This is a genomic window from Streptomyces sp. NPDC002386 (assembly GCF_053593175.1).
The window spans coordinates 41,934-67,015 of sequence record NZ_JBSFBX010000018.1; the positions used below are offsets into that span (position 1 = coordinate 41,934).

Annotated in this window: 26 protein-coding genes and 1 tRNA gene; 18 read left to right on the plus strand and 9 right to left on the minus strand. The window is 72.4% G+C overall.

What is annotated here, in order from left to right:
• The first annotated feature begins 28 nt into the window (after nt 1–28).
• Nucleotides 29–1,033 carry a Gfo/Idh/MocA family protein gene (locus ACWCPN_RS29925; protein ID WP_451212359.1) on the plus strand — a complete coding sequence of 335 codons (1,005 nt, stop codon included), beginning with the start codon at nt 29–31 and terminating at the stop codon, nt 1,031–1,033.
• Between the two features lie 43 nt (nt 1,034–1,076).
• On the opposite strand, the gene ACWCPN_RS29930 is transcribed toward ACWCPN_RS29925, so the two are convergent.
• From ACWCPN_RS29930 to ACWCPN_RS29945, 4 genes are all read right to left on the minus strand, one after another.
• A complete protein-coding gene (locus tag ACWCPN_RS29930) occupies nt 1,077–1,334 on the minus strand; it encodes a hypothetical protein (RefSeq protein WP_451212626.1) in 258 nt (85 codons plus the stop codon).
• An 83-nt stretch (nt 1,335–1,417) separates the two neighbouring features.
• Nucleotides 1,418–2,329, minus strand: a complete 912-nt coding sequence (locus ACWCPN_RS29935; protein ID WP_451212362.1) for an ATP-binding cassette domain-containing protein — start codon at nt 2,327–2,329, stop codon at nt 1,418–1,420.
• A gap of 6 nt (nt 2,330–2,335) precedes the next feature.
• On the minus strand, nt 2,336–3,412 hold the full coding sequence (locus tag ACWCPN_RS29940) for an ABC transporter permease (RefSeq protein WP_451212365.1): 1,077 nt from the start codon (nt 3,410–3,412) through the stop codon (nt 2,336–2,338).
• Complete coding sequence (locus ACWCPN_RS29945) at nt 3,412–4,431, minus strand: sugar ABC transporter substrate-binding protein (protein ID WP_451212368.1); 1,020 nt, start codon at nt 4,429–4,431, stop codon at nt 3,412–3,414. Before ACWCPN_RS29945 ends, ACWCPN_RS29940 begins: the two co-directional genes overlap by 1 nt.
• A gap of 299 nt (nt 4,432–4,730) precedes the next feature.
• Here ACWCPN_RS29945 and ACWCPN_RS29950 point away from each other — a divergent pair, with 299 nt between their 5' ends.
• The 4 genes from ACWCPN_RS29950 to ACWCPN_RS29965 all read left to right on the plus strand — a co-directional run bounded on the left by ACWCPN_RS29950 (nt 4,731) and on the right by ACWCPN_RS29965 (nt 9,479).
• Nucleotides 4,731–6,044 carry an ABC transporter substrate-binding protein gene (locus ACWCPN_RS29950; RefSeq protein ID WP_451212371.1) on the plus strand — a complete coding sequence of 438 codons (1,314 nt, stop codon included), beginning with the start codon at nt 4,731–4,733 and terminating at the stop codon, nt 6,042–6,044.
• An 8-nt stretch (nt 6,045–6,052) separates the two neighbouring features.
• Nucleotides 6,053–7,033: a carbohydrate ABC transporter permease gene (locus tag ACWCPN_RS29955; RefSeq protein ID WP_451212374.1), complete on the plus strand. Its 981-nt coding sequence runs from the start codon at nt 6,053–6,055 to the stop codon at nt 7,031–7,033.
• Nucleotides 7,030–7,917 (plus strand): carbohydrate ABC transporter permease, encoded by an 888-nt coding sequence (locus tag ACWCPN_RS29960; protein WP_365128858.1) that lies wholly within the window; start codon nt 7,030–7,032, stop codon nt 7,915–7,917. Before ACWCPN_RS29955 ends, ACWCPN_RS29960 begins: the two co-directional genes overlap by 4 nt.
• A gap of 164 nt (nt 7,918–8,081) precedes the next feature.
• Entirely contained in the window at nt 8,082–9,479 is a 1,398-nt protein-coding gene (locus tag ACWCPN_RS29965; RefSeq protein WP_451212377.1) for an amino acid permease, read from the plus strand.
• Between the two features lie 90 nt (nt 9,480–9,569).
• Here the strand turns inward: ACWCPN_RS29965 and ACWCPN_RS29970 are convergent.
• Nucleotides 9,570–9,643, minus strand: a tRNA-Pro gene (locus tag ACWCPN_RS29970).
• Between the two features lie 95 nt (nt 9,644–9,738).
• Here ACWCPN_RS29970 and ACWCPN_RS29975 point away from each other — a divergent pair.
• On the plus strand, nt 9,739–10,269 hold the full coding sequence (locus ACWCPN_RS29975) for a DUF309 domain-containing protein (protein ID WP_451212380.1): 531 nt from the start codon (nt 9,739–9,741) through the stop codon (nt 10,267–10,269).
• 67 nt (nt 10,270–10,336) lie between these two features.
• Nucleotides 10,337–11,110, plus strand: a complete 774-nt coding sequence (gene cobF, locus ACWCPN_RS29980; RefSeq protein WP_451212383.1) for a precorrin-6A synthase (deacetylating) — start codon at nt 10,337–10,339, stop codon at nt 11,108–11,110.
• Here the strand turns inward: cobF and ACWCPN_RS29985 are convergent.
• Nucleotides 11,067–11,843, minus strand: a complete 777-nt coding sequence (locus tag ACWCPN_RS29985) for a cobalt-precorrin-6A reductase (protein ID WP_451212386.1) — start codon at nt 11,841–11,843, stop codon at nt 11,067–11,069. The two genes, cobF and ACWCPN_RS29985, sit on opposite strands and share 44 nt — an antisense overlap.
• 60 nt (nt 11,844–11,903) lie before the next feature.
• Here ACWCPN_RS29985 and ACWCPN_RS29990 point away from each other — a divergent pair, with 60 nt between their 5' ends.
• Complete coding sequence (locus tag ACWCPN_RS29990; protein ID WP_451212389.1) at nt 11,904–12,689, plus strand: TIGR01458 family HAD-type hydrolase; 786 nt, start codon at nt 11,904–11,906, stop codon at nt 12,687–12,689.
• Here ACWCPN_RS29990 and ACWCPN_RS29995 read toward each other — a convergent pair.
• Together ACWCPN_RS29995 and ACWCPN_RS30000 are read right to left on the minus strand one after the other, a co-directional pair.
• Complete coding sequence (locus ACWCPN_RS29995) at nt 12,675–13,448, minus strand: sulfite exporter TauE/SafE family protein (RefSeq protein ID WP_451212392.1); 774 nt, start codon at nt 13,446–13,448, stop codon at nt 12,675–12,677. The two genes, ACWCPN_RS29990 and ACWCPN_RS29995, sit on opposite strands and share 15 nt — an antisense overlap.
• Nucleotides 13,449–13,706: 258 nt before the next feature.
• Nucleotides 13,707–14,894: a thiolase family protein gene (locus tag ACWCPN_RS30000; RefSeq protein WP_451212395.1), complete on the minus strand. Its 1,188-nt coding sequence runs from the start codon at nt 14,892–14,894 to the stop codon at nt 13,707–13,709.
• Between the two features lie 155 nt (nt 14,895–15,049).
• Between ACWCPN_RS30000 and ACWCPN_RS30005 the strand changes: the two genes are divergently transcribed.
• The 5 genes from ACWCPN_RS30005 to ACWCPN_RS30025 all read left to right on the plus strand — a co-directional run bounded on the left by ACWCPN_RS30005 (nt 15,050) and on the right by ACWCPN_RS30025 (nt 18,411).
• Nucleotides 15,050–15,844 (plus strand): alpha/beta hydrolase, encoded by a 795-nt coding sequence (locus ACWCPN_RS30005; RefSeq protein ID WP_451212398.1) that lies wholly within the window; start codon nt 15,050–15,052, stop codon nt 15,842–15,844.
• 142 nt (nt 15,845–15,986) lie between these two features.
• A complete protein-coding gene (locus tag ACWCPN_RS30010) occupies nt 15,987–16,472 on the plus strand; it encodes a Dps family protein (protein ID WP_451212401.1) in 486 nt (161 codons plus the stop codon).
• 73 nt (nt 16,473–16,545) lie between these two features.
• Nucleotides 16,546–16,890, plus strand: a complete 345-nt coding sequence (locus ACWCPN_RS30015) for a DUF3140 domain-containing protein (protein ID WP_451212404.1) — start codon at nt 16,546–16,548, stop codon at nt 16,888–16,890.
• Between the two features lie 8 nt (nt 16,891–16,898).
• On the plus strand, nt 16,899–17,546 hold the full coding sequence (locus ACWCPN_RS30020) for an endonuclease (RefSeq protein ID WP_451212407.1): 648 nt from the start codon (nt 16,899–16,901) through the stop codon (nt 17,544–17,546).
• Nucleotides 17,547–17,610: 64 nt separating this feature from the next.
• Nucleotides 17,611–18,411 carry an SAM-dependent methyltransferase gene (locus tag ACWCPN_RS30025; protein WP_451212410.1) on the plus strand — a complete coding sequence of 267 codons (801 nt, stop codon included), beginning with the start codon at nt 17,611–17,613 and terminating at the stop codon, nt 18,409–18,411.
• Between the two features lies 1 nt (nt 18,412).
• Here the strand turns inward: ACWCPN_RS30025 and ACWCPN_RS30030 are convergent, their stop codons facing one another.
• Nucleotides 18,413–19,282, minus strand: a complete 870-nt coding sequence (locus ACWCPN_RS30030) for a Cof-type HAD-IIB family hydrolase (protein ID WP_451212412.1) — start codon at nt 19,280–19,282, stop codon at nt 18,413–18,415.
• A 161-nt stretch (nt 19,283–19,443) separates the two neighbouring features.
• Between ACWCPN_RS30030 and ACWCPN_RS30035 the strand changes: the two genes are divergently transcribed.
• From ACWCPN_RS30035 to ACWCPN_RS30055, 5 genes are all read left to right on the plus strand, one after another.
• A complete protein-coding gene (locus ACWCPN_RS30035) occupies nt 19,444–20,253 on the plus strand; it encodes an SAM-dependent methyltransferase (protein WP_392292617.1) in 810 nt (269 codons plus the stop codon).
• 74 nt (nt 20,254–20,327) lie between these two features.
• Nucleotides 20,328–21,731, plus strand: a complete 1,404-nt coding sequence (locus ACWCPN_RS30040; protein WP_451212415.1) for a glutamine synthetase family protein — start codon at nt 20,328–20,330, stop codon at nt 21,729–21,731.
• A 2-nt stretch (nt 21,732–21,733) separates the two neighbouring features.
• The gene (locus ACWCPN_RS30045) at nt 21,734–22,909 is read left to right on the plus strand and encodes an amidohydrolase family protein (RefSeq protein WP_451212418.1); all 1,176 of its coding nucleotides are present in this window, start codon (nt 21,734–21,736) and stop codon (nt 22,907–22,909) included.
• A 7-nt stretch (nt 22,910–22,916) separates the two neighbouring features.
• Entirely contained in the window at nt 22,917–23,453 is a 537-nt protein-coding gene (locus ACWCPN_RS30050) for an NUDIX hydrolase family protein (protein WP_250405467.1), read from the plus strand.
• Between the two features lie 214 nt (nt 23,454–23,667).
• Nucleotides 23,668–25,002, plus strand: coding sequence for a PP2C family protein-serine/threonine phosphatase (locus ACWCPN_RS30055; RefSeq protein WP_451212422.1), 1,335 nt, complete (start codon nt 23,668–23,670; stop codon nt 25,000–25,002).
• The last annotated feature ends 80 nt before the right edge of the window (nt 25,003–25,082 follow it).

Sequence of the window (25,082 nt, forward strand, 5' to 3'; positions counted from 1 at the left end):
ACCACCGCACTCAAGGAGCTGCCGCCTCATGCGCATCGGAATCCTCGGCCTCGGCCGTATCGGCGCCTTCCACGCCGAGACCCTCTCGGGGCTGGACGCCGTCGAATCCCTCGTCGTCGCCGACCCGTTCGCCGACGCGGCGAAGGCCGCCGCCGAGCGGTTCGGTGCCCGGATCGCGGACTCGCCGGAGGCGCTGCTCGCGGCCGGGGTGGACGGGCTGGTCGTCGCGGCGGCGACGGACGCCCATCCGGCGCTGATCCGGGCCGGGGTGGAGGCAGGCGTGCCGGTCTTCTGCGAGAAGCCGGTCGCCCGCACCATGGCGGAGGGTCTGGAGGTGCTCAAGGCCGTCCGGGGCGGCGGGGTTCCGGTGCAGATCGGATTCAACCGCCGCTTCGACGCGGGTTTCACGGCCGCCCGGGCGGCGGTGCGCGGCGGTGAGCTGGGCAGGCTGCACTCGGTCCGCTGCACGACCCTGGACCCCGCGCCGCCGCCCGCCGCGTACGTCGCCGCCTCCGGCGGCATCTTCCGCGACTGCTCCGTCCACGACTTCGACGTCATCCGCTGGGTGACCGGCCGCGAGGTCACCGAGGTGTACGCGGCCGGCGGCAACCGGGGTGCCGGGCACATCCGGGAGGCGGGCGACGCGGACACCGTCGGCGCGGTCCTCACCCTGGACGACGGCACGCTCGCGACGGTCTCCAACTCCCGTCACAACGGCCGTGGTTACGACGTCCGCATGGAGCTGCTCGGTTTCGAGGACTCCGTGGCGGTCGGCCTGGAGGACAAGCTGCCGCTGCGCTCGGCCGAGCCCGGGGCGACCTTCCCGTCCGGCGTCCCGCACGACTTCTTCATGGACCGCTTCGCCGCCGCCTACCGCGCCGAACTCGCCGCGTTCACCGAGCTGGTGGCGGGTGCCCGGCCCTCCCCCTGCACGGTCGAGGACGCCCTGGAGGCGGGCTGGATCGCCGAGGCGTGCACCCTGTCCCTCCGCGAGCACCGCCCGGTGACGGTCGCGGAGGTACGGGCCGGCTGACCGCGCGGGGTCCGCTCCCGCCCGCCGGCGCGCCTCCCGCGACTCAGAGGCAGTAGCGGACCAGCCACTCGTCGGGGTCGTAGGCGTCGCGTGCCGGGTCCCTCGGCGCGGCGGGGCGTGTCTCCACCGTGTCCTCGGGCCGGACCCGCTCCGGCAGGGTGCCGAACCGGGCACGGCGCGCGGTCGCGGCGCTGTCCGGCGCCGGCTCCCGTGCCGCCGTCCGCCGCTCCCGGCCGTCGTTCGGCTCGTTCGGCTCGTACGCCTCGTCCGGCCTGTCCGGCTGTCGCGCCTCGTTCGTCAACTCGGCCTCCCCGTGCCTCGTACGGACTCGTACACCCTTGTGAACGCACGGGACCGGTCGTCCGGTTCCCCGTGCCGGTATCCTCAGCCGTTCCGGTCCGGCGCGCCGGCCGCCGGTGCGGTGAGGTCCCCCTCCTCCGGCAGTCCGTCGACGTCCACACCGCGCACCTGGGCCAGTTCGTGCCTGAGCGCGGCGAGTTCGGCGCCGCCCGCCATGTGGTTGGTCAGTTCCTCGAGGGTGATCCCGGCGCGTTCGGCGCTGAGTTCGAGGGTGCCGAGGCGCAGCACGCCGAAGTGGTCGCCGACCATGTAGGCGTGGTGCGGGTTGTGGGTGATGAAGACGACGCCGAGGCCGCGGTCGCGGGCCGCGGCGATGTACCTCAGGACCACACCCGACTGTCTGACGCCGAGGGCGGCCGTGGGTTCGTCCAGGATCAGCACACGGGCGCCGAAGTGCACGGCCCGGGCGATGGCCACGCACTGGCGCTGGCCGCCGGACAGGGTGCCGACGGGCTGCTCCAGGTCGTCCAGCGCGATGCCCATGTCGCGCAGTTCCCGGTCGCAGGTCGCCTTCATGCGGGCGATGTCCAGGCGCCGCACCGGCCACGGGCCCCTGGTCAGCTCGGAGCCCAGGAAGAAGTTCCGCCACACCGGCATGAGGGGGACGGTGGCGAGGTCCTGGTAGACGGCGGCGATGCCGCGGTCGAGGGCCTCGCGCGGGGTACTGAAGCGTACCGCCCTGCCGTCCACCAGGAACTCGCCCTCGGTGTGCCGGTGCAGGCCGGAGATGATCTTGATGAGGGTGGACTTTCCGGCGCCGTTGTCACCGAGGACGCAGGTCACCCGCCCCGCACCAACTTCGAGGTCCACGCCGTGCAGGGCCCGGACGTTGCCGTAGGACTTGCCCGCGCCGCGCAGTTCGACGAGCGGGCCGTCCGTGGCGGGCGGGGTGTCCTTCCGGTCCGCACCGTGGGTTCCGGTTCCGTTCGTGGTCATCGAAGGTCACCTCCGGGTTGCCGTGCGCCGGACCCACAAGTTGATCAGGACGGCGCCGAGGAGCATCACGCCGAGGAAGGCCTTGAACCAGTCCGGGTTCCAGCCGGCGAAGACGATGCCCTGGTTCACCATGCCGAACATGAAGGCACCGAAGAGCGGTCCGATCGCGGAGCCGTGGCCGCCGGTGAGCAGACAGCCGCCGATGACCGCGGCGGAGATGTAGATCAGCTCCTGGCCGACGCCCTCGCCGGACTGCACGGTGTTGAAGGAGAACAGGTTGTGCATGCCGATGAACCAGGCACCGAGGCCGACCAGCATGAACAGGGTGATCTTGGTGAAGGTGACCGGGACGCCGACGGCGCGGGCGCTCTCCTGGCTGCCGCCGACGGCGAAGACCCAGTTGCCGTACTTGGTGCGCAGCAGTACCCAGGTGGCGAGGGCGGTGAAGGCGAGCCAGTAGAAGACGGTGATCTTCACCTGGACGCCGCCGACGCCGACGGAGGAGGCGAAGATCCGCTTGGCCTGGCCGAAGCCGTCCATGTCGCTGATGTCGTCGGTGGCCACGTTGTCGGTGACCAGTTTGGTGACGGCGAGGTTGACGCCCTGGAGGATGAGGAAGGTGCCGAGGGTGACCAGGAAGCTGGGCAGCCCCGTTCTGATCACCATCCAGCCATTGAAGGCCCCGACGCCCAGGGACAGGGCGAGGGCGAGGACGACTCCGGTCCACACGTTCACCGTCAGCTGGTAGCTGAGCATGCTCGCGGTGAGCGCGGAGGTGATCACGGCGACGCCCGAGGACAGGTCGAACTCGCCGCCGATCATCAGCAGGGCCACCGGGAGGGCCATGATGCCGATCGTCGAGGACTGGTAGAGGACCGTGGCCATCGAGCCGCCCTGGCGGACGGCGGGCGCCGCGATCAGGAAGAAGACCAGTACGGCCAGGGCGCCCAGGAGGACGCCCACTTCCGGACGGGCCAGCAGCCGCAGCGGCAGCGGACGCCGCGCGGTGCGGCCGTCGGCGGCCCCGGCGGCGGGCGCGGGAGGCGCGCCCTCCGCCGGCCCGGCGGGCCGGGTCACGCTCATCAGCGGGTGCCCTTCGCGGCGAACTCGGCGATCCTGTCGACGTTGGACTTGTCGACGAAGGCCGGGCCGGTCAGCACCGGCTGCTCGCCACCGCCGCTGTAGTTGCCGTTGTTCCTGTACAGCCACAGCGAGTCGATCGCCAAGTAGCCCTGCAGATAGGGCTGCTGGTCCACGGCGAACTGGATGGTGCCCTTCTTGACGGCGCCGGTCAGGTTCTTGTTGAGGTCGAAGGTGGCGATCCTCGCCCTGCTGCCCGCGTCGTCCACCGACTGCACGGCGGTCAGCGCGAAGGGGGCGCCCAGCGTGACCACGTGGTCGATCGCCTTGTCCTGCTTCAGCTTGGCCGTGATCGTCGACTTCACGGACGGCATGTCGGCGCCGTTCACGTACAGCGTCTCGGTCGTGCCGTCGAACGTCTTCCTCACCCCGTCGCAGCGCTGGGTGAGGCCCACGTTGCCCTGCTCCTGGATCACGCACACGGCCTTCTTGGCCCCGACCTCGTTCAGCTTCTTGCCGAACGCCTCGCCGGCGACCGTCTCGTCCTGCCCGAAGAACTGCAGCAGGCCGAGCCGTTTCCAGTCGCTGAGGCCCGAGTTCAGGCCCACGACGGGTATGCCGGCCGCCTTCGCCTTGCCGACGACGTCTTTCATGGCGTCCGGCTTCGCCAGCGTGACGGCGATGCCGTCGACCTTCCGGTCCACGGCGTTCTGGACGAGGCCGGCCTGCTGGCCGGCGTCGGGGTCGTGGGTGTAGACCAGCTTGATGTTGTCCTTGGCGGCGGCCGCCTGCGCGCCCTTGCGGACGATGTCCCAGAAGGTGTCGCCCGCCGACTGGTGGGTGACCAGGGCGACGGTCATCCGGGGGGTGTCCGCCCTGCCCGCGGAGGCGTTCGCACCACCCTCCTCGGCCTTCTTCCCTCCGGAGCCGCTGGAGCAGCCGGCGAGGGTGAGGGCTGTCGCGGCGGCCAGGGCGACGACAAGGGCCGGCCGGCGGGAACGGAAGTGAGCAGAGCGGTCCATCGTTCGTGCACCTCACTGTGCTACGGGGCAAGGACGCTGTTGCGTTGGCACGCGATCCAACCCCCTGCGAAGGCCGCTGTCAATCCTTTGTCAAGACATCATTTCAAAAAGCCGTTCGGCGGCGATTACGTTTCGGGCAAGAGACCGGCCGGCGCGAGCGGGACCTATTGACGCTCGGCGTACGTGGGGCTGTTATTACGCCCACGCTGTTCGGTCGAGTTGGTTTCTGATCGGTTTCGAGGACCTTTCGGTGATCGACTCATCCCCTTGGCCGGACCCCGCAATCCTCAGGAGCCGCCATGCGCCTCTCCCCCTCCGGTCTTTCCCTCCCCGGGCCCAGCCGTCGCTCGCTGCTGCGCGGAGCGGGCGGTGCCGCGCTCCTCGCCGGCGCGGGCATACCCATGCTGTCCGCGTGCGGCGGCAGCGGTTCCGCCGCCGACCCGAAGACCGTCACCCTCGGCTCCAACGCCTCCGACGCCGTGCCGAAGAAGGCCTTCGCGGAGATCTACGCGACGTTCAGGAAGCGGTCGGGCATCACGGTCGACGTGAACACCAAGGACCACAACACCTTCCAGGAGCAGATCAACTCCTACCTGCAGGGCACCCCGGACGACGTGTTCAACTGGTTCGCCGGCTACCGCATGCAGTTCTTCGCGGCGAAGAAGCTGGCGACGCCGATCGACGACGTGTGGTCGAAGATCGAGGGCAACTTCCCCGAGGCCATGAGGAAGCTCAGCAAGGGCGAGGACGGCAAGTACTACTTCGTGCCGCTGTACACCTACCCGTGGGCGCTCTTCTACCGCAGAAGCGTCTTCCAGCGACATGGATACGAAGTCCCCACCACCTGGGACCAGTTGATCGCCCTGTGCAAGCGGATGAAGAAGGACGGCCTGGTCCCGATCGCCTTCGGCGACAAGGACGCGTGGCCCGCGATGGGCACCTTCGACCAGATCAACTTCCGGCTCAACGGCTACGACTTCCACGTCGAACTGATGGCCGGCAAAGCCTCCTGGACCGACGCGAAGGTGAAGTCCGTCTTCGACCACTGGAGCGAGCTGCTCCCCTACCACCAGGACGGCGCCATGGGCCGCACCTGGCAGGACGCCGCGCAGACCCTGGTGGCCAAGAAGGCGGGCATGTACCTCCTCGGCTCGTTCGTGGCGCAGCAGTTCACGGACAAGGCCGACCTCGACGACCTCGACTTCTTCGCCTTCCCGGAGATGAACCCCGCCCACGGCCAGGACACCGTCGAGGCACCGACCGACGGCTTCATGGTCAGCAAGGCCCCGAAGAACCACGCGGGTGTGGTGAAGCTGCTGGAGTACCTCGGCACCCCGGAGGCCGAGGCGGTCTACCTCAAGGCCGACTCCAGCGTGGTGGCCGCCTCCGGCAAGGCGGACACCTCCTCGTACACCGCGCTGCAGAAGAAGGCGTACACGATGATCAGCGGCGCCAAGAGCCTGACCCAGTTCATGGACCGCGACAGCCGGCCCGACTTCACCTCCACGGTGATGCAGCCCGCGCTGCAGAAGTTCATCCAGAACCCCAAGGGCGTGGACGGCCTGCTGTCGTCGATCGAACGCCAGAAGAAGACCATCTTCGCGTCCTCGTGAGCGCCCCGATGACGACGGACACGACGACGAAGACGCCGGAGGCGGCCCCGGTGCCGCCTCCGGGCGCCGCGCCCGGGACGACGCGGACCGCACGGGGCCACCGGCGCCTGCTGACCCGCCGCGACCGGATCACGCTCGCCCTCATGGCGGGCGTCCCCACGGTCCTGCACGTGGCCCTGGTCTGGGTCACCGCCCTCGCCTCGATCCTCCTCGCCTTCACCACCTGGGACGGCATCGGGTTCGACTCGATCCAGTGGGTGGGACTGGAGAACTTCAAGCAGCTCTTCGACGACAACCCGCAGTTCTGGCCCGCCGTCCAGCACAACGTCATCTGGTTCGCGGCCCTGATCCTCGTCCCGACGCCGTTCGGGCTGTTCCTAGCCGTACAGCTGGACAAGCGCATCCGGTTCAGCCGGGTCTACCAGACCGCGTTCTTCCTGCCGGTCGTCATCTCGATGGCGTGCATCGGCTTCGTCTGGCAGCTCGTCTACAACCCGGACACCGGCCTGATCAACAGCATCGTCGGGGCCAACCGACCCGGTCACTACATCGACTGGATCGGCGACCCCGACCTCAACCTGTGGGCGGTGCTGGTCGCCGCGTCCTGGCGGCACACCGGCTACATGATGATCCTGTACCTGGCCGGCCTGAAGAGCGTCGACCCGTCCCTGCGGGAGGCGTCCGCGCTGGACGGGGCCAACGAGTGGCAGTCGTTCCGGCACGTGGTGTTCCCGACGCTGCGCCCGACCAACACGGTCGTCCTCGTCGTCACCATCATCGAGGCGCTGCGCGCCTTCGACCTGGTCTTCGTCTTCAACAAGGGCGCGCAGGGCACCGAGTTGCTGTCGATCCTGGTGACGAACAACATCATCGGCGAGTCCAGCCGCATCGGCTACGGCTCCGCCATCGCGGTGGTCCTCCTGGTGATATCGCTCGCGGTGATCATCCCGTACCTGGTGGCCACCTTCCGGAAGGAGCGGCGATCGTGAGCGCCCCCACCGCCGCACTCAGGCGGCGCGCCCCCGTGCGCCCGGCCCGGGTCCTGCTGCACGTCTTCCTGGCGGTCACCGCCCTGGCGTGGCTCGCGCCGCTGCTGTGGGCGGTCTTCTCGGCCCTGCGGCCCTACAGCGAGACCAGCGCCAAGGGGTACGTGTCCTGGCCGGACAAGCTCGGCCTGGACAACTTCACCCACGCGTACCAGCAGTCGGACATGACGCACTACTTCGTCAACACGCTGGTCATCGCCGTGCCGGCCGTGCTGCTGACGCTGCTGCTGTCCTCGTGCGTCGCCTTCTACGTCAGCCGCTTCGACTTCCGGGTGAACCTGGCGCTGCTGCTGGTCTTCACGGCGGGCAACCTGCTCCCGCAGCAGGTCATCATCACGCCGCTGTACCGGATGTACCTGCTGACGGACCTGCCGGGCGTCACGGCGAGCGGGAAACTGTACGACTCCGCGCTCGGCCTGGTCCTCATCCACGTGGCGTTCCAGTCCGGGTTCTGCGCGTTCGTGCTGAGCAACTACATGCGCTCGCTGCCGCACGAGCTGACCGAGGCCGCGCTGGTCGACGGCGCCTCGGTGTGGCGGCTGTACTGGCAGATCACGCTGCCGCTGTGCAAGCCGGCGATGGCCGCCCTGGCGACGCTGCTGTCGATCTGGATCTACAACGACTTCTTCTGGGCCCTGGTCCTGATCTCCACCGGTGAGAACATGCCGATCACCTCGGCCCTGAACAACCTGTCCGGCCAGTACTTCACCGACCCCAACCTGGTCGCCGCCGGCGCCCTGCTCACCGCGATACCGACCCTGATCGTCTACTTCGCGCTGCAGCGCCAGTTCGTCAGCGGCCTGACCCTGGGCTCCAACAAGGGCTGACGGACGTCTCACGGCGCACAGGCCTCGTACGAGCAGTTCTTTCGTCATCGAACGGGTGCAACGGGACAATAAACGGCGATTTTGCGCCAGGTCGGGGCATCACCGACCATGGCCTGGTCCCGGCGATCCCGGGAACACCCGTTCGATGAGAGGCACACCCACCCATGCACGTCACCGGGACCGCCGAGCGGCCGGCTCCGGCGCCCTCGGGAACCCACCCCGTTCCCGCCGAGGACCCGAACGGCGACACCGGACGGCACGCCCGCCGCTTCGGGCTGCCCGTAGCCACCGCCCTGGTCATGGGGAACATCATCGGCGGGGGCATCTTCCTGCTCCCCGCCTCCGTCGCCCCCTACGGCACCGTCAGCCTGGTCGCCTTCGCCGTCCTGACGGTGGGCGCCATCGCGCTCGCCCTGGTCTTCGGCCGGCTCGCCCATCGCGACCCGCGCACCGGCGGCCCCTACGTCTACGCCCGCGAGGCCTTCGGCGACTTCGCCGGCTTCCTCGCCGCCTGGGCGTACTGGATCACCACCTGGGTCTCGAACGCCGCGCTCGCCGTGGCCGCCGTCGGCTACCTCGACGTGCTGATCCCGGTGGCCGGCCACCGCTGGAGCGCGTGTCTCGCCGCCCTCGTTCTCCAGTGGCTGCCCGCCCTCGCCAACTTCGCCGGCACCCGCTACGTGGGCGCCGTACAGATCGTCTCCACGGTGCTGAAGTTCGTCCCGCTGCTGCTCGTGGCGGTCGGCGGACTGTTCTTCTTCGACCCGGCGAAGCTCGGGCCGTTCAACGCCACCGGCGGCGGGGCCGGCGGCGCGGTGTCCGCGTGCGCCGCCCTGCTGCTCTTCTCCTACCTCGGCGTGGAGTCCGCCGCCGTCAGCGCGGGCGAGGTCAGGGACGCCCGGCGCAACGTGGGGCGCGCCACCGTCATCGGCACCGCCGGCGCCGCCCTCGTGTACCTGCTGGGCACCCTGTCGGTCTTCGGCACGGTCGGGCACGGGCGTCTGGTGACGTCCACCGCGCCGTTCTCGGACGCCGTGAACGCCATGTTCGGCGGAAGCTGGGGCGGCTGGGCCGTGGCCCTCGCCGCCCTGGTGTCGATGACCGGCTGCCTCAACGGCTGGACGCTGCTGAGCGCCCAGACGCCGTACGCCGCCGCGCGCGACGGCCTGTTCCCCGCCGCCTTCACGCGCCGCCGCCGGGGCGTGCCGACCTTCGGCGTCGGCGTCACCGTGGTCCTCGCCTCGCTGCTCACCGTCTACAACTACACGGCGGGCTCCGCGAAGGTCTTCGACATGCTGGTGCTGGTCACCACCTTCACCGCGACCGTGCCGTACCTGCTGGCCACCGCGGCCCAGGTGTTCCACCTGGTGTCCGGCCGGCGCGAGTCGGTCGACCGGGCGCGGCTGGTCAGGGACGCCGTCGTCACGGCGGTGGCGGCCGCCTTCTCGATGTGGCTCGTGGCGGGCGCCGGCTACGCGGCGGTCTACCAGGGCGTGCTGTTCCTGTTCGCGGGGATCGTCGTCTACGCGGTGATGGCGGCCCGCCGGCAGCGGACGGCCTGACCGGGGACGCGGACGTGTCCGCGTCCCGGGCATGGCGAAGGGGTCGGCCGAGATTGCTCTCGAACGACCCCTGACCTGCTGTTCAGCAAGTCGGGACGACAGGATTTGAACCTGCGACCCCTTGACCCCCAGTCAAGTGCGCTACCAAGCTGCGCCACGTCCCGATGCGCTCACTCGCGGTGACCCGCGTGATCGCGCGAACAGCACTTTACCCCACGTGCGGGGGTGCGCCGAAGCGCCCCGGGGCGGGGCCGGGACAATGGGCCGTATGACGGACACGGGCACGACGCCGGGAGGCCCCGCGGGCGGCCGGGACCGGGACACCGACGGACGGGCGCGCAACGCCCGGCCCCGGGACGGCCTGGGGCGGCCGCTGCCGTACGGGGCCGACGGGGTCGAGCGGCAGCCGGAGGGGGTCGTGCGGGCCGCGCGGGAGACGGTCGCCGAGGCGCAGACGCTGCTGGACGCGGGCCGGCCCTTCCACGCCCACGAGGTGTTCGAGGACGCCTGGAAGTCGGGGCCCGAGGACGAGCGCACGCTGTGGCGCGGGCTCGCGCAGCTCGCCGTGGGGCTCACGCACGCGGCCCGGGGCAACGCCACCGGCGGCGCGCGGCTGCTGCGGCGCGGGGCGGGCGCGGTCGAGGAGTGGCAGATCGAGCGGGGCGAGGACCGGCCCCACGGGATCGACCTGGCCGGGCTCGCGGTGTGGGCGCGGGAGCTGGCCGGGCGGGTGGAGCGAGGGCCGGGGCCCGTCGACGCGGCGGCCGAGGCGCCGAGGCTGGTCTCCTGACCGCCTCCCCCGCGGCCGTCCCGGAGGCGGTGGGATCACTGTCAGTGGCATGCGGCAGACTCTGGGCGTGCGAAAGATTCATGTCATCGGTATCGGTGCGGGCGACCCCGACCAGCTGACCCTCCAGGCGGTCAAGGCGCTGCGGGGCACGGACGTGTTCTTCCTGCTCGACAAGGGCGAGGTGAAGAGCGACCTCACCCGGCTCCGCGAGGACATGCTCGACACGCATCGGCCCGAGGGCGGGTTCCGGGTGGTGACGGCCCGTGACCCGGAGCGGGACCGCACGGCGGGCGGGAGTTCGTACTCCCCGGCCGTGGAGGACTGGCGCGTCGCGCGCGCGGGCATCTACGAGCGGCTGATCGCCGGGGAACTGGGCGAGGACGGCACCGGCGCGTTCCTGGTGTGGGGCGACCCGTCGCTGTACGACAGCACGCTCGGCATCCTCCAGGAGGTGCTGGCCCGGGGCACGGTGGAGTTCGAGTACGACGTGGTGCCCGGCGTCAGCAGTGTGTCCTCCCTGGTGGCCCGGCACCGCACGGGGCTGAACCGGGTGGCCCGGCCGGTGCAGATCACCACCGGGCGGCGGCTGGCCGAGGGGTTCCCGGAGGGGGTGGACGACGTCGTGGTGATGCTGGACGCGCACCAGGCCTTCCGGCGGTACGCGGAGCAGGACATCGACATCTACTGGGGGGCGTACCTGGGCACCCCGGACGAGATCCTGGTCTCCGGCCCGCTCGCCGAGGCCGGGCCCCGCATCGAGCGGGTCCGCGCCGAGGCCCGGGAGCGCAAGGGCTGGATCATGGACACGTATCTGCTGCGCCGGAACCCCGGGGAGCGCTGAGGCCCAGCCGTTCCAGCACACCGGCCACGTCGGGCACCACCGTGACGCCGGCCGGCGGTTCGGGACGGCGTACGACGACCACGGGCAGCCCCAGGTCCCGGGCGGCCGTCAGTTTCGCGGCCGTGGCCGCGCCTCCGCTGTCCTTGGTGACCAGGACGTCGATCCGGTGGGTACGCAGGAGCCGCGTCTCGTCGGTCACCGTGAACGGGCCGCGGGCGAGCAGCACCCGGGTGTCCGGGGGCAGCGGCGGCTCGGGCGGGTCCACCGACCTCACGACGAAACTCAGGTCCGTCAGGTGACGGAAGGCGGCGAGCCCCAGGCGGCCGGTGCTGAGGAAGACCCGTCGGCCCAGGCGGGGCAGCGCCTCGGCGGCCGCGTCGAGCGAGTCGACGAGGTGCCAGTCGTCCCCGGCCACCCGCCGCCAGCCGGGGCGGCGCAGCATCAGGGCGCGGACTCCGGTCACCGCCGCCGCGCGGGCCGCGTTGGCCGTGATCGACGCGGCGAAGGGATGGGTGGCGTCGACCAGGACGTCCACCCGGTGCGTCCGCAGCCAGTCGGCGAGGCCCTCCGGCCCGCCGAAACCGCCGGTCCGCGTCTCGCCCGCCACCGGCGCCGGACTGGCGACCCGGCCCGCGAGCGAGGTGGTGACCCGGACAGCGGGGCGGGCGGCGAGGTCCGCGGCGAGACGGCGGGCCTCGGTGGTGCCGCCGAGGATCAGCACGTGCGGGGACATGGGGTGAGCCTACCGAGGCCGTTCGGGCCGGCCTGCGGCGTGGAGGGCTACCGTCGGGCCATGGAATCCGTGCGTGCCGTCCTGATCGACATCGACGGTGTCCTCACCGTCTCCTGGAAGCCTCTGCCGGGTGCGGTGGAGGCGCTGGCGAGGATCCGCGCCGCCGGTCTCGGCGTGGTCCTGGTGACCAACACGACGTCCCGGTCGCGGGCGTCGATCGCGCGGACGCTGTCGGAGGCCGGCTTCGAGGTGGACGTCGCGGACGTGCTGACCGCGCCCGCCGCCACGGCCGTCCACCTCGCCGAGCACTACCCGGGCGCCCGCTGCGCCCTGCTCAACAGCGGAGACGTGGCGGCGGATCTGGGTGACATCAGCCTGGCCGACGACGACCGTGCGGACGTGGTCGTGGTGGGCGGCGCGGGGCCGGAGTTCGACTACGCGGCGCTGAACCGGGCGTTCGGGCAGTTGCAGCGCGGGGCGCGGCTGGTCGCGATGCACCGCAATCTGTACTGGCGGACCGACTCCGGGCTGCAACTGGACTCCGGTGCCTTCCTGCTCGGGCTGGAGCGGGCGGCGCGGGTCGAGGCGGAGGTCACGGGCAAGCCGTCCCGGGCGTTCTTCGAGGCCGCGCTGTCCCGGCTCGGCGCGCGTGCGGACGAGGCGCTGATGGTGGGGGACGACGTCGAGTCGGACGTCCTCGCGGCGCAGCGGGCCGGGCTCACCGGGGTCCTGGTACGGACGGGGAAGTACCGGCCCGAGACGCACGAGAACGCGAGCGGCACTCCCGACCACGTCGTGGACTCGTTCGCGGACGTCCCGGCGCTGCTGGGCCTACCGCAGCAGTAGCTGCACACCGCCGACGACCGTCGCGGCGATCACGAGCTGCTCGAAGAGCCGTTGGTCGATCCTGTTCACAGCCCACTTCCCGATCAACGCGCCGGGCACGACGAACAGTACGAGCGCGGCGTCGAGGAGCAGGGAGCGGCCGTCGATGAGTCCGAGTCCGGCGCTGAAGGGCACCTTGGACACGTTCACGATGAGGAAGAAGAAGGCCGACGTACCGAGGAAACCGAGCTTGCGGAAGCCGGCCGAAAGGAGATACATCGACATCACCGGGCCGCCCGCGTTCGCGACCATCGTGGTGAACCCGCCGAGGACGCCGTACGAGCGCGCCTTCATCCGGCCCGCCCGGGTGGTGACCTCGTCCGGCTCGGCCTCCGCCCCGGCCCGGCGCCGCCGCCACAGCGTGACGCCGGCCATCAGCAGCAGGATCGCGCCGATCGAGGTCCGGACGACCGCGTCGTCGGCCCACAGCAGGAACAGGGTGCCGGCCACGACGCCGGCGGCGACGGCCGGGAACAGCCGCCACAGCGTGGGCCAGTGGGCGTGCCGCCGGTAGGTGAGCACGGCCAGGACGTCACCGGCGATCAGGACCGGCAGCAGCACTCCGGTGGAGGCGCGGGCGGGCAGGACCGCGGCGAAGACCGCGAGACTGACCGTGTTGGCCCCGCTGACGGCGGTCTTGGAGAAACCCACCAGCAGGGCCGCGAAGGCGAGGGCGGCGAACCCCCAGCCGGATATGTGCCAGAGCGTCATCGTGTTCATACGGCGACCGATGCTATGTGCACGCGTCCGGCGGAGCCGGACCAGGTCCGAGGGGTGGCCCGCGCGGCCGGCGGCCAGGGGCCCCCGGTTGCCCCTAGGGGGCGTCTCCCCGATCTTCGTGGATCAGGCCGCGGCGTCCGGTGCGGTGCCTCGGCGTGCGGTCGAGTCGCCCTCGTACCGGGCGTACGTGGACGGTTCGGCCGTGCGGCGAGGTGCCGTGCCGGCGTCGCGGACCCGCGAAGATCGGGGAGACGCCCCCTAGTGCCTCTCGACCAGCACGGCGCTGCCCTGCCCGACGCCCACGCACATGGTCGCGAGCCCGCGCTCGGCGCCCGTGCGCCGCATCCGGTGCAGCAGGGTGGTGAGGATGCGGGCGCCGGAGCAGCCGAGCGGGTGGCCGAGGGCGATCGCGCCGCCGGTGGGGTTCACCAGGTCGGGGTCGATGCCCAGTTCGTCGACGCAGGCGAGGGCCTGGGCGGCGAACGCCTCGTTGAACTCGGCCTCGCCGAGGTCGCCGACGGTCCAGCCGGCCCGGGCCAGCGCCTTGCGGGTGGCGGGGACCGGGCCGATGCCCATCACGTCGGGGTGGACACCCGCCGAGGCACCGGCGACGTACCGGCCGAGGGACTCGAGGCCCAGCTCGTTCAAGGCCTCCTCACTGACCAGCAGGAGTCCGGCCGCGCCGTCGTTCATCGGTGAGGCGTTGCCCGCCGTGACCGTGCCGCCCGCGCGGAACGCCGGCTTGAGCCGGGCGAGTTTCTCCAGTGAGGTGTCCTCGCGCACGCACTCGTCCTGCTCGACGGTGATGCCGTCGGGGCGCTCCACGGAGAGGAGTTCGTCGTCGAAGTGGCCGTTCTTCCGGGCGGCGGCGGCCAGTTGGTGGCTGCGCAGGGCGAACTCGTCCTGGCGGGCGCGGGAGACGCCGTAGCGCTCGGCGACCTCCTCCGCCGTCTCGCCCATGGCAAGCAGGCCGTGCAGGTCCTTCATGGCGGGGTTGACCAGCCGCCAGCCCAGCCGGGTGTCATGGGTCTCGATGCGGTGCGGCAGGGCCTCGTCGGGGCGGGGCAGCACGAAGGGGGCGCGGCTCATGGACTCGGAGCCGCCCGCGAGCACGATGTCGGCCTCGCCCGCGGCGATGGTGCGGGCGGCGGCGGTGACCGCCTCCAGGCCGGAGGCGCACAGCCGGTTGACGGTGGCCCCGGGTACGGACTCGGGCAGGCCCGCGAGCAGTGCGGCCATCCGGGCGACGTTGCGGTTGTCCTCGCCCGCCTGGTTGGCGGCGCCCCAGTAGACGTCGTCGATGCGGGCCGGGTCCAGGGCGGGCAGGTCGGCCACCAGACGGCGGATCACGGTGGCCGCCAGGTCGTCGGGCCGCACCGTGGAGAGGGCTCCGCGCAGCTTGCCGATGGGGGTGCGGCGGGCGGCCGCGAAGTGGACGGGACGCACGGCTGGGACTCCTGACCGACGACGTTGTGGATCAGCACGGACCGGGGTCCGTCCTGCAGCGCCCTTAATTAGCACTGCTAGTTTTGGACTATAGCCCGACCGCCCGCCCCCTGGGAAGATCCTCCCGTGACCCGCGCCGAACGGCTGGAGGAGACATGACCGACGTCCGCGAGCACGACCTCGGCGGCATCGCCGTCACCGAGTGGCCACATCCGGAGCCGCGGTACCTGGCCGTCGTGGTGCACGGGTACGGGGAACACGCCCGCCGGTACGACGGACCGGCCGGCGCGCTGACCGGCCACGGGGCGGCCGTGTACGGCCCCGATCACGTCGGGCACGGCCGGTCCGCGGGCGACCGTGTGGTGATCGAGGACTTCGAGGACGTGGTCACGGACGTGCACCGGGTGGCCGACCTGGCCCGTGCCGCGCATCCCGGGCTGCCGCTCGTCGTGATCGGCCACTCCATGGGCGGTCTGATCGCGGCGCGGTACGCCCAGCGGTACGGCTCCGAGCTGAGCGCGCTGGTCCTGTCCGGGCCGGTGATCGGCGCCTGGGAGCTGCCCGGGCGGCTGCTCGCCCTGGACGAGATCCCGGACACCCCCATCAGCCCCGCCGCGCTCTCCCGCGATCCCGCGGTGGGCGCCGCGTACGCCGCCGATCCGCTGGTGTGGCACGGGCCGATGAAGCGGCCGACGCTGGAGGCGTTCACCCGCACCCTGAGGGCCGTGGACGAGGGCGGGGACGTCGGGCCATTGCCGCTGCTGTGGCTGCACGGGGACGACGACCGACTGGTGCCGCTGCCGGGCAGCCGCGTCGGCGTGGAGCGGCTCGGCGGCCGGCTGACCGAACGGATCTTCGCCGGGGCACGGCACGAGGTGTTCAACGAGACCAACCGGGCGGAGGTGTTCGCCGAGCTGATCAAGTTCCTGGACCGGGCGCTCCCCCGCTGATCAGGCGCGTTTGTCCCGGCAGACGCCGGGCACCCGCATCCTCGGACGTGACGCCACGAAGCCGGACGTCACGGCATCAAGCCGGACGGAACGCGACGAACCGGCACGCACGAACGAGGACGAGAGAAGGGAAGACCGCGCCATGACCGTGGTGAAGAGCACGCTGTCCGACGAGGCGCTCAAGATCACCGGTGCCGCCCTGCAGGACACGCTCGTGGACCTGCTGGGTCTGTCGCTGATCGGCAAGCAGGCCCACTGGAACATCGTCGGGCCGCGGTTCCGCTCGATCCACCTCCAGCTCGACGAGGTGGTCGACACGGCCCGCGCCCACTCCGACACCGTCGCGGAGCGCGCCGCCGCCCTCGGCCTGCCGCCGGACGGGCGGCCCGAGACCGTCGCCGCGGCCCTCGCCCTGCCCGGCACCAAGGAGGGCTGGCTGCGCGACACCGAGGTGGTGGCGCTGATGGTGTCGGCCCTGGAGTCGACGATCGGCCGGCTGCGGGAGCGCATCGCCGCGACCGACGAGCCGGACCCCGTCACCCAGGACCTGCTGATCGCCGTCACGGCCGACCTGGAGAAGCAGCGCTGGATGTTCGAGGCCGAGAACTGGCCCCGCGACGGGGAGTGATCCGGCACCGGCCCGACGCACGACGGCCGGCCCGCCGCCGGCGAGCCGGCCCCGTACCCGGAAGGGGACATCCATGGCGGACGCACTCGAGATCGACGCGCTGTGGGAGGACTTCCACCGCGTGGTGAACATGACCTCCGCGGAGCTCGCCTCCTGGCTCAGGGTCCGGGACGCCGACGAGGAGGTGGAACCGCTGCCCGACCAGGCGGGCCCGCCCACCGGGCGGCACGTCCTCGCCATCCTCCAGAAGCGGCGCACCGACCTGACCGACGACGACGTCCGGGTGATGCACGGGGTCGTCGACACCATCGGGGACCTGGTGGACATGGAGAACGAGCCCGAGCCGGAGCGGACGTCCGAGGACACCCGCCGCAGGCACCGGCTGATGACGCTCGGGCACGACCCCCTCAAGCCGTAGGACACACCGTGGACCGCGACGAGCGGGTGGTACGCGAACTGGTGTCCGTGTGCGGGCGGACGTACGCCGAGGAGGCGGACATCAGGCTGAAAGACACGCCGCAGCCGCTGTACCGGCTGCTCGTCCTCTCCCTTCTGCTGAGCGCGCGGATCCGGGCCTCCGTCGCGGTGGCCGCGTCCCGCGCACTGCACGAGGACCGGCTCGACAGCCCCCGGCGCATGGCCGGGGCGGACTGGCAGCGGCGCGTGGACGCGCTGGGCCGCGGCGGCTACCGGCGCTACGACGAGCGCACGGCGACCCAGCTCGGCGACGGCGCGGAGCTGCTGGCCGACCGCTGGGGCGGGGACCTGCGCCGCCTGCACGAGGAGGCAGGCGGCGACACCGGCGAACTCAAACGGCTCCTCCAGGAGGAACCGGGCATCGGGCCGGCCGGCGCCGACATCTTCCTCCGGGAGGCGCAGCGGGTGTGGCCGGACGTCTCGCCGTACTTCGACGGCAAGGCGCTGTCCGGCGCCGGCCGGCTCGGGCTGCCGGAGGACGCCGGCCGGCTGGCCGGGCTCGCGGGGGACACCGAACCGGCCGTACTGGCCGCGGCGTTGGTGCGGGCGGCCCTGGACGAACAGGTGGCCGAAGAGTGTCTGCGCCGCGCCTCATGATCGTGTCACACTGCTCCCGGTCCCCCCGCTGACCGAGGGGGCCGGTCGAGCGGAGGAGCAGCACGTGACGGGGACCGAGCCGGCGGCGCAGGGCATCGACACCACCCGGCCGCATCCGGCCCGGGTCTACGACTGGTACCTCGGCGGCAAGGACAACTACCCCGTCGACGAACGGCTCGGCCGGCAGATCGCGGCGATCGACGGCGGCGCCCCGCGCGCGGCACTCGCCAACCGGGCCTTCATGCGCCGTGCCACCCGGGCGCTGGCCGGGGAGTCGGGCATCCGCCAGTTCCTGGACATCGGCACCGGCATACCCACCGAACCCAACCTGCACCAGATCGCCCAGTCCGTCGCGCCGGACGCCCGCGTGGTCTACGTGGACAACGACCCCATCGTGCTGGCCCACGCGCAAGCGCTGCTGCGCGGCACCCCGCAGGGGGTGACCGAGTACCTCCAGGCCGACGCCCGCGACCCGGACGCCATCCTCGAACGGGCCTCCCACGTCCTGGACTTCGGCGAGCCCGTCGCCCTCTCCCTGATCGCGCTGCTGCACTTCGTCGCCGACGAGGACGGCGCCCACGACGTGGTCCGCACTCTCGTCGACGCGCTGGCCCCGGGCAGCTGCCTGGTGCTGTCGACGATGACGGCCGACTTCGAACCGGAGAACGTCCGGCGCGGCATCGCGGCGTACGCGGCGGGCGGGGTCACCCTGGTGGCCCGGTCGCGGGCCGAGGTCGGCGTGTTCTTCGAGGGACTCGAACTGCTGCCGCCCGGGATCGAGTCGGTGGCCAGGTGGCGCTCGCAGGAGGCGCCCGACGACACCGCGCCGGTCTCGCTGTACGGCGCGGTCGGGCTGAAGCGCTGACTCAGGCTCGCCGCAGCGGTATCCCGATCACCTCGGCGATGGTCCGCAGCACCCCGTTGTCGTTGTTGGCCGGGGCGAGCCGGCGCGCCCTGCGGACGACCTCCGGGTGGGCGTTGGCCATGGCGAAGGACCACTCGGCGGCGTCCAGCATCTCCAGGTCGTTGAGGTAGTCGCCGAACACCATCGTCTGCGCCGGGGTGATGCCCAGTTCGCGCTGGAGGCCGCGCAGGGCGGCGCCCTTGTTGGCGGTGCGGTTCATGACGTCGACCCAGTGCTCGCCGGACACCACGACCTGGTGGCTGGCGGCGAACGCGTCCAGGGCCGGGGCGGTGCTCCGCTCGGCCGGACCGAAGTCGAAGAGCGCGACCTTGATCACCTCGTCGTCGACGGCGGTGACGTCGTCGACGACGCGGTGCTCGACGTAGTACTTGCGCACCTCCGCGAGGAACGCCTCGTCGGACCGCTCGACGTACGCCGACCGCTTGCCGCAGACGACGGCGCCCACGTCGACACCGTCCGCGGCGAGCCGTCGTACCGTCCGGGCGACGTCCGCGGCGACGGCCGGCTCCAGCGGGTCGGAGCTGAGCTCCACGCCGTCGCGGACGACGTAGGTGCCGTTCTCCGCGATGAACACCATCCCCTCGGCGACGTCCGCGAACTCCCGGGCCAGCGTGGCGTACTGACGTCCGCTGGCCGGGCTGAACAGCACGCCGCGGCGGCGCAGTTCGGCGAGCATCGGCCACAGGCCGGCGGGGACGCGCTTGGCGTCGTCCAGCAGCGTGCCGTCCATGTCGGTGACGACGAGCCGGATGTCGGCGGATCCGGTGACGGGCGCGGGGACGTCGGCGAGGGGCGCGGGCGTGGCGTGCATGTCCTGCTTCCGGATCGGGGAGGGGTACCGGATCCAGTGTTCCTCATGCGCCGCGGGACACCGGAGGGTGCCCGGCCCGTCACGGTCCGGGGTTCCCGGGACAGGGCGATCAAGGAGCGGCACAATGACGGCGGGCAACCGCACGGGAGAGGGGCGGATACGTGAGCGAGGGGCATTCCCCGACGGCCGGACCGGCGAGGCTGAACACCTCCGTGGCGCACAACGCGCGGGTCTGGAACTACTGGATCGGCGGCAAGGACAACTACGAGGTCGACCAGCGGGTCGGCGAGCACATCGCCGGGATGTTCCCGGTGATCCGGGCGGTGGCCCGGGCGGACCGGGACTTCCTCGGCCGGGTGGTGCGCCACCTGGCCGCCGAACGCGGGGTGCGCCAGTTCCTCGACGTCGGCACCGGCCTGCCCACGGTGGACAACACCCACGAGATCGCGCAGCGCGTCGCGCCCGACTCCCGGATCGTGTACGTCGACAACGACCCGATCGTCCTGGTGCACGCCCGCTCGCTGCTCACCAGCTCCCCCGAGGGCGTCACCGACTACATCGACGCCGACGTGCACGACCCCGAGGCCATCGTGCGCGGCGCGGCCGAGACCCTGGACCTCGGCCGGCCGGTCGCGGTGATGATGCTGGGCATCCTCAATTTCGTCCTGGACGTGGACAGGGCCCGGGAGATCGTGCGGCGGATCATGGCGGCGGTGCCCTCCGGCAGTTTCCTGGTGCTCACCCACCCCACCTTCGACGCCGAGGTCGGCGGCGAGGGCAACATCGCCGCGATGGAGTTCTGGAACGCCAACGCCACCCCGCCGATCACCGCCCGCGGCCGCGCGGAGATAGCCGCGTTCTTCGACGGCATGGAGCTGATCGAGCCGGGCCTGGTGCCGTGCTCGCAGTGGCGCGCCGAACCCGACGCCGCCGCGGTACCGCAGTTCGGCGCGGTGGCCGTGAAACCCTGAGCGGAGCCGCGGACCGGGCCCGGCCCGGCCCCGCCGCCCCGGCAGGCCGGGGCCGAGCCCGTCGAGGAGGACGTATGACCACCCTTGCCGACCCGGTGCCCGGCGGCCGGCCGGGCGATCCGGAGCGGGTCGCCGCGCTCACCGCGGAGCTGACCGCGCGGGGCGTGCACGGCGTCGTCCTCGCGTACGTGGACACCGCGGGGGTCTGCCGGGTGAAGACCGTCCCGACGGCCCGGCTGGAGGCGGCCGCGGCCTGGGGGGTCGGCATGTCGCCGGTCTTCGACACGTTCCTCGCCGACGACTCGATCGTCACCACCGACGTCCTCGGCTCCCCCGACGGCGACCTGCGCCTGTACCCCGATCTCGGCCGGCTGGTGGTGCTGGCCGGGCAGCCCGGCTGGGCCTGGGCTCCCGTGGACCGGATCACGCAGGAGGGCGAGCCCCACCCCGGCTGCTCGCGCACCTTCCTGCGCCGGACCGTCGCGCGGGCCGCCGAGGAGCACGGCCTCGCCTTCCGGGCGGCCATCGAGGTCGAGTGGACCTTCGGGCTCGACGGCACGCCCGACGGGGAGTTCGTCCCGGCGGTGAGCGGCCCGGCGTACGGCGCCGTCCGGCAGGTCGGGCTGAGCGACTGCACCGCCGACCTGTACGCGGCGTTCGCGGCCCAGGGGGTGGACGTCGACCAGATCCACCCCGAGTACGCGGCCGGGCAGTTCGAGGTCTCGGTGGGCGCGCTGGACCCGGTGGCCGCCGCCGACCGCAGCGTCCTGGTCCGCCAGACGATCCGGGCGGTGGCGCGGCGGCACGGCCTGCGGGTGTCCTTCTCCCCCGCCGTCCTCGCCGAGGGCGTCGGCAACGGCGGCCATCTGCACCTGTCGTGCTGGCGCGACGGGGTGAACCTGCACGCCGGCGGCGACGGCCGGTACGGCATGACGGCCGAGGCGGAGTCGTTCGCGGCCGGGGTGCTCGCGCACCTGCCCGCGCTGACGGCCGTGACAGCGCCCAGTCCGGCCAGCTATCTGCGGCTGAGGCCCTCCCAGTGGGCGGGGGTCTTCGCCGCGTGGGGGCGGGAGACCCGCGAGGCCGCGCTGCGGATGGTCACCGGCACGACGGGCCGCCGGGACCGGGAGTCGAACATGGAGGTCAAGCCGGTCGACCTGGCCGCCAACCCGTACCTCGCGTTCGGCTGCGTGATCGCCGCCGGGCTGGACGGCCTGGGGGCGTCCCGGACGCTGCCGGAGGAGATCACCGGGGACCCCTCCCGGTACGGCCCGGACGAGGCGGCGGCTCTCGGCGTGCGGCGCCTGCCGGTGTCGCTGCCGGAGGCCGTCGAGGAGTTCCGGGCCGACGACGTGCTGCGGTCCGCGCTGGGCCCGGTCCTGGCCGACGCGGTGACGGCCGTACGGCTCGGGGAGGCGGCGGCGGTGGACGGCCTGGACGACGCGCGGGTCGCGGCGGCCTACCGCTGGACGTACTGATCATGGCCGCGACCGGGCCGGTCCAGGAGGCCCTCGCCGCTCTGCCGCTGGTGGACCACCACTGCCACGGCGCCGTCACCGCCGATCTCGCGCCCGCCGAGTTCGAGTCGCTGATCACCGAGGGCGATGTCTGGCCCGGCGTGTCGGCCTTTGACAGCCCGGTCGGCGTGGCGGTGCGGCGCCACTGCGCGCCGCTGCTGGACCTGCCCCGGCACGCGGCCCCCGCCGAGTACCTGGCCCGGCGCCGCGAGCTGGGCTGGCGTGAGGTCAACCGCCGTTTCCTGACCGCCGCCGGAGCCGGGACGTTCTGCGTCGACACCGGTTACGCCCCGCATCCCCTGACCTCCCCCGCCGAGCTGGCCGAGGCCTCGGGAGCGGACGCCCACGAGGTGGTGCGGCTGGAACGGGTGGCCGAGGAGGTCGCGGCCCGGGGTGTCACGGCCGGCGGATACGCCGACGCCTTCCGGTCGGCCGCCGAGGAGGCCGTACGACGGCCCGGGGTGATCGCCGTGAAGTCGGTGGCCGCCTACCGGACCGGCTTCGCCCTCGCCCCGGAACGGCCCGCCGGCGGCGAGGTGACCAGGGCGGCCGGGCGGTGGCTCGCGCGCGGCGGGCGCCTGGCGGACCCGGTCCTCGTACGGCATCTGCTGTGGACCGCGGTCGGCCTGGGTCTGCCGCTGCAACTGCACACCGGCTTCGGCGACGCCGACCTGCGGCTGCACCACGCCGACCCGGCCCTGCTCACGGACTGGCTGCGGCTGACCGCCGGCACGGTCCCGGTCCTGCTGCTGCACTGCTGGCCCTACCACCGCCAGGCGGCCTATCTGTCGGCGGTGTTCGAGCAGGTGTACCTGGACGTCGGCCTGGCCCTACACCACACCGGCCCGGCCCGCTGCCGGGCGGTGCTGGAGGAGGCACTGGAGATCACCCCGTTCCGCAAGATGCTGTACAGCTCCGACGCCTACGGTGTGGCCGAGTTCCACCACCTGGGCGCGCTCTCCTTCCGGCGCGCGCTGGGCACACTGCTCCAGGACCGGGTGGACGCCGACGAGCTGAGCCTGCCCGACGCCCTGCGCGTCGCGGCCTGGACGGGCCGCGACAACGCCCGCCGACTCTACGCACTGCCCACGAACCGACCGGCCCGCGACCGCAGCGTGCGCCCCACCCGGAAAGTATGATCAAGCAATGTCTGACATCACCGAAACCACGCCCGGCTGGCTGACCTCGGACGAGCTGGAGATGGCCAGGGCCCGGATGCCGATCCTCTACGTCGAGGCCGTGCCCGTGCGCGTGGACGACAGCGGCGAGGTCACGAGCATCGGACTGCTGCTGCGCATCGGCCCGGACGGAACGGTGAGCCGGACCCTGGTCTCCGGCCGCGTCCTGCACCACGAGCGGGTCCGGGACGCCCTGCTGCGCCACCTGGAGAAGGACCTCGGCCCGGTCGCCCTGCCCCGGGTCCCGGCCTCCCTGCAGCCCTTCACGGTCGCGGAGTACTTCCCGACGGCCGGCATCACGCCCTACCACGACCCGCGCCAGCACGCCGTGTCGCTGGCGTACGTCGTACCGGTGACCGGCGACTGCCGCCCCCGGCAGGACGCGCTCGACCTGGTCTGGTTCAGCCCGCAGGAGGCCGCCTCGGCGGCTCTGCAGGGCGAGATGCCGGGCGGGCACGGAGTCCTGCTGAAGCAGGCCCTCGCCCATGTGGGGCTGGTGTCCTGACGCCGGGCGGGTGCCGCTCCCGGCCGCGGCACCCAGGCCCGCTCCCGCTGAGGCCCAAGGCCGCCGATGCCACAATCGAAGGACGACACAGCCGCCACGGGGGATCGTGTCAGGAGGCCGGCATGCACCGCTGGATCCAGGGGCCGTCCCAACCGGTCCGCCGTGACCGGCGGGCGGGCACCGGGTGCGGACACCGGACCACCGGGCGCGCGTGATGTCCGGGAGCCGGGAGGGCCGGCATCCGAGACACCCGACCCTGCCCGACCTGCACTCACGACTGCGTACCGAGCTGGGCCGGATCGACGAGCAGCTGCGCGGCCTGCTGTCCACGATGGACCGGCTGCAGGGCCTGCTGGACGCGGTGGTGGCCATCAGCCGCGAGGTGGAACTGCCCGCGGTGCTGCACCGCATCGTGACCACCGCCATGGAACTGGTCGGCGCCCGTTACGGGGCCCTGGGCGTCCTCAACAGGTCCGGGGAGGGCCTGGAGCAGTTCATCGCGGAGGGCCTGTCCGAGCAGGAGCGCCGTGCCGTCGAGGTGTCCGGCCTGCCGCGCGGCCTGGGCGTCCTGGGCCACCTGATCCGCTACCCGGAGCCGTTGCGGGTCGACGAGATCACCGCTCACCCGTCCTCCGCCGGCTTTCCGGCCGGCCACCCGCCCATGCGCACGCTGCTGGGTGTCGCGATCAGCGTCCGGGGCGAGATCTACGGCGACCTCTACCTCTCCGAGCGGCTCGACGGACAGCCCTTCGACAGGCACGACGAGAACGTCGTCGTCGCCCTGGCCAGCGCCGCGGGCATCGCGATCGAGAACGTCCGGCTGTTCGAACGGATCCGGATCGACGCCGAGCAGTTCCAGCGGCTGCTGCTGCCCACCCTGCCCGACCTGCGGCCCTTCACCGCCGCCGCGATCTACCGGCCCGCGGCGGAGCCCAGTCAGCTCGGCGGGGACTGGTACGACGCCGTACAGCTGCCCGACGGCGTCGTGGCCGTCGTCATCGGTGACGTGGTCGGCCACGACCTGCAGGCGGCGGCCGCCATGGCCTCCACCCGCAACATGCTGCGCGCCCTGCTGTTCGACCACCGCAACCCGCCCGGCGCGGTCCTCACCCAGCTCGACCGGACCCTGGAGGCGATCACCAGCAACCCGGTCACGACGACCACCCTGGCCCGCATCGAACCGGAGGGAACGGGCTGGCGGCTGCGCTGGAGCACCGCCGGTCACGTCCCGCCGCTGCTGATCGCGCCGGGGCACCGGGCGGAACTGCTGTACTCCGAGCCCGGGCTGCCGCTCGGCGTGGACACCGGGCAGCCCCGCCCCGAGCACTCCCGTCTGCTGCCCCCGGCCGCCACCGTGGTCTTCTTCACCGACGGCCTGATCGAGCATCCCGGCCACGCCATCGACGAGAGTCTGCGCGAACTCGCCGAGCTCGCCGCCGCGTACGCCGCCCTGCCGCTGCCGGAGTTCGTCCGGGCGCTGGCGGATCACCATCCCAGCGACGGACACGACGACATGGCCATCCTGGCCCTGCGCACCCCGCCCGCCTGAACAGCGGATCCGCGGGCCGGCACGCTGCCGGGCGGAACCCGCGGATCGGACGGATGATGGCTTCGAGGCGATGGCGAGCG

Excerpts from the sequence above, each read along its gene's own strand:
- ACWCPN_RS29925 (WP_451212359.1), top strand. The coding sequence starts at position 29 with ATGCGCATCGGAATCCTCGGCCTCGGCCGTATCGGCGCCTTCCACGCC.
- ACWCPN_RS29935 (WP_451212362.1), bottom strand. The coding sequence starts at position 2,329 with ATGACCACGAACGGAACCGGAACCCACGGTGCGGACCGGAAGGACACC.
- ACWCPN_RS29940 (WP_451212365.1), bottom strand. The coding sequence starts at position 3,412 with ATGAGCGTGACCCGGCCCGCCGGGCCGGCGGAGGGCGCGCCTCCCGCG.
- ACWCPN_RS29945 (WP_451212368.1), bottom strand. The coding sequence starts at position 4,431 with ATGGACCGCTCTGCTCACTTCCGTTCCCGCCGGCCGGCCCTTGTCGTC.
- ACWCPN_RS29950 (WP_451212371.1), top strand. The coding sequence starts at position 4,731 with ATGCGCCTCTCCCCCTCCGGTCTTTCCCTCCCCGGGCCCAGCCGTCGC.
- ACWCPN_RS29955 (WP_451212374.1), top strand. The coding sequence starts at position 6,053 with ATGACGACGGACACGACGACGAAGACGCCGGAGGCGGCCCCGGTGCCG.
- ACWCPN_RS29965 (WP_451212377.1), top strand. The coding sequence starts at position 8,082 with ATGCACGTCACCGGGACCGCCGAGCGGCCGGCTCCGGCGCCCTCGGGA.
- ACWCPN_RS29975 (WP_451212380.1), top strand. The coding sequence starts at position 9,739 with ATGGGCCGTATGACGGACACGGGCACGACGCCGGGAGGCCCCGCGGGC.
- ACWCPN_RS29985 (WP_451212386.1), bottom strand. The coding sequence starts at position 11,843 with ATGTCCCCGCACGTGCTGATCCTCGGCGGCACCACCGAGGCCCGCCGT.
- ACWCPN_RS29990 (WP_451212389.1), top strand. The coding sequence starts at position 11,904 with ATGGAATCCGTGCGTGCCGTCCTGATCGACATCGACGGTGTCCTCACC.
- ACWCPN_RS29995 (WP_451212392.1), bottom strand. The coding sequence starts at position 13,448 with ATGAACACGATGACGCTCTGGCACATATCCGGCTGGGGGTTCGCCGCC.
- ACWCPN_RS30005 (WP_451212398.1), top strand. The coding sequence starts at position 15,050 with ATGACCGACGTCCGCGAGCACGACCTCGGCGGCATCGCCGTCACCGAG.
- ACWCPN_RS30010 (WP_451212401.1), top strand. The coding sequence starts at position 15,987 with ATGACCGTGGTGAAGAGCACGCTGTCCGACGAGGCGCTCAAGATCACC.
- ACWCPN_RS30015 (WP_451212404.1), top strand. The coding sequence starts at position 16,546 with ATGGCGGACGCACTCGAGATCGACGCGCTGTGGGAGGACTTCCACCGC.
- ACWCPN_RS30030 (WP_451212412.1), bottom strand. The coding sequence starts at position 19,282 with ATGCACGCCACGCCCGCGCCCCTCGCCGACGTCCCCGCGCCCGTCACC.
- ACWCPN_RS30040 (WP_451212415.1), top strand. The coding sequence starts at position 20,328 with ATGACCACCCTTGCCGACCCGGTGCCCGGCGGCCGGCCGGGCGATCCG.
- ACWCPN_RS30045 (WP_451212418.1), top strand. The coding sequence starts at position 21,734 with ATGGCCGCGACCGGGCCGGTCCAGGAGGCCCTCGCCGCTCTGCCGCTG.
- ACWCPN_RS30050 (WP_250405467.1), top strand. The coding sequence starts at position 22,917 with ATGTCTGACATCACCGAAACCACGCCCGGCTGGCTGACCTCGGACGAG.
- ACWCPN_RS30055 (WP_451212422.1), top strand. The coding sequence starts at position 23,668 with ATGTCCGGGAGCCGGGAGGGCCGGCATCCGAGACACCCGACCCTGCCC.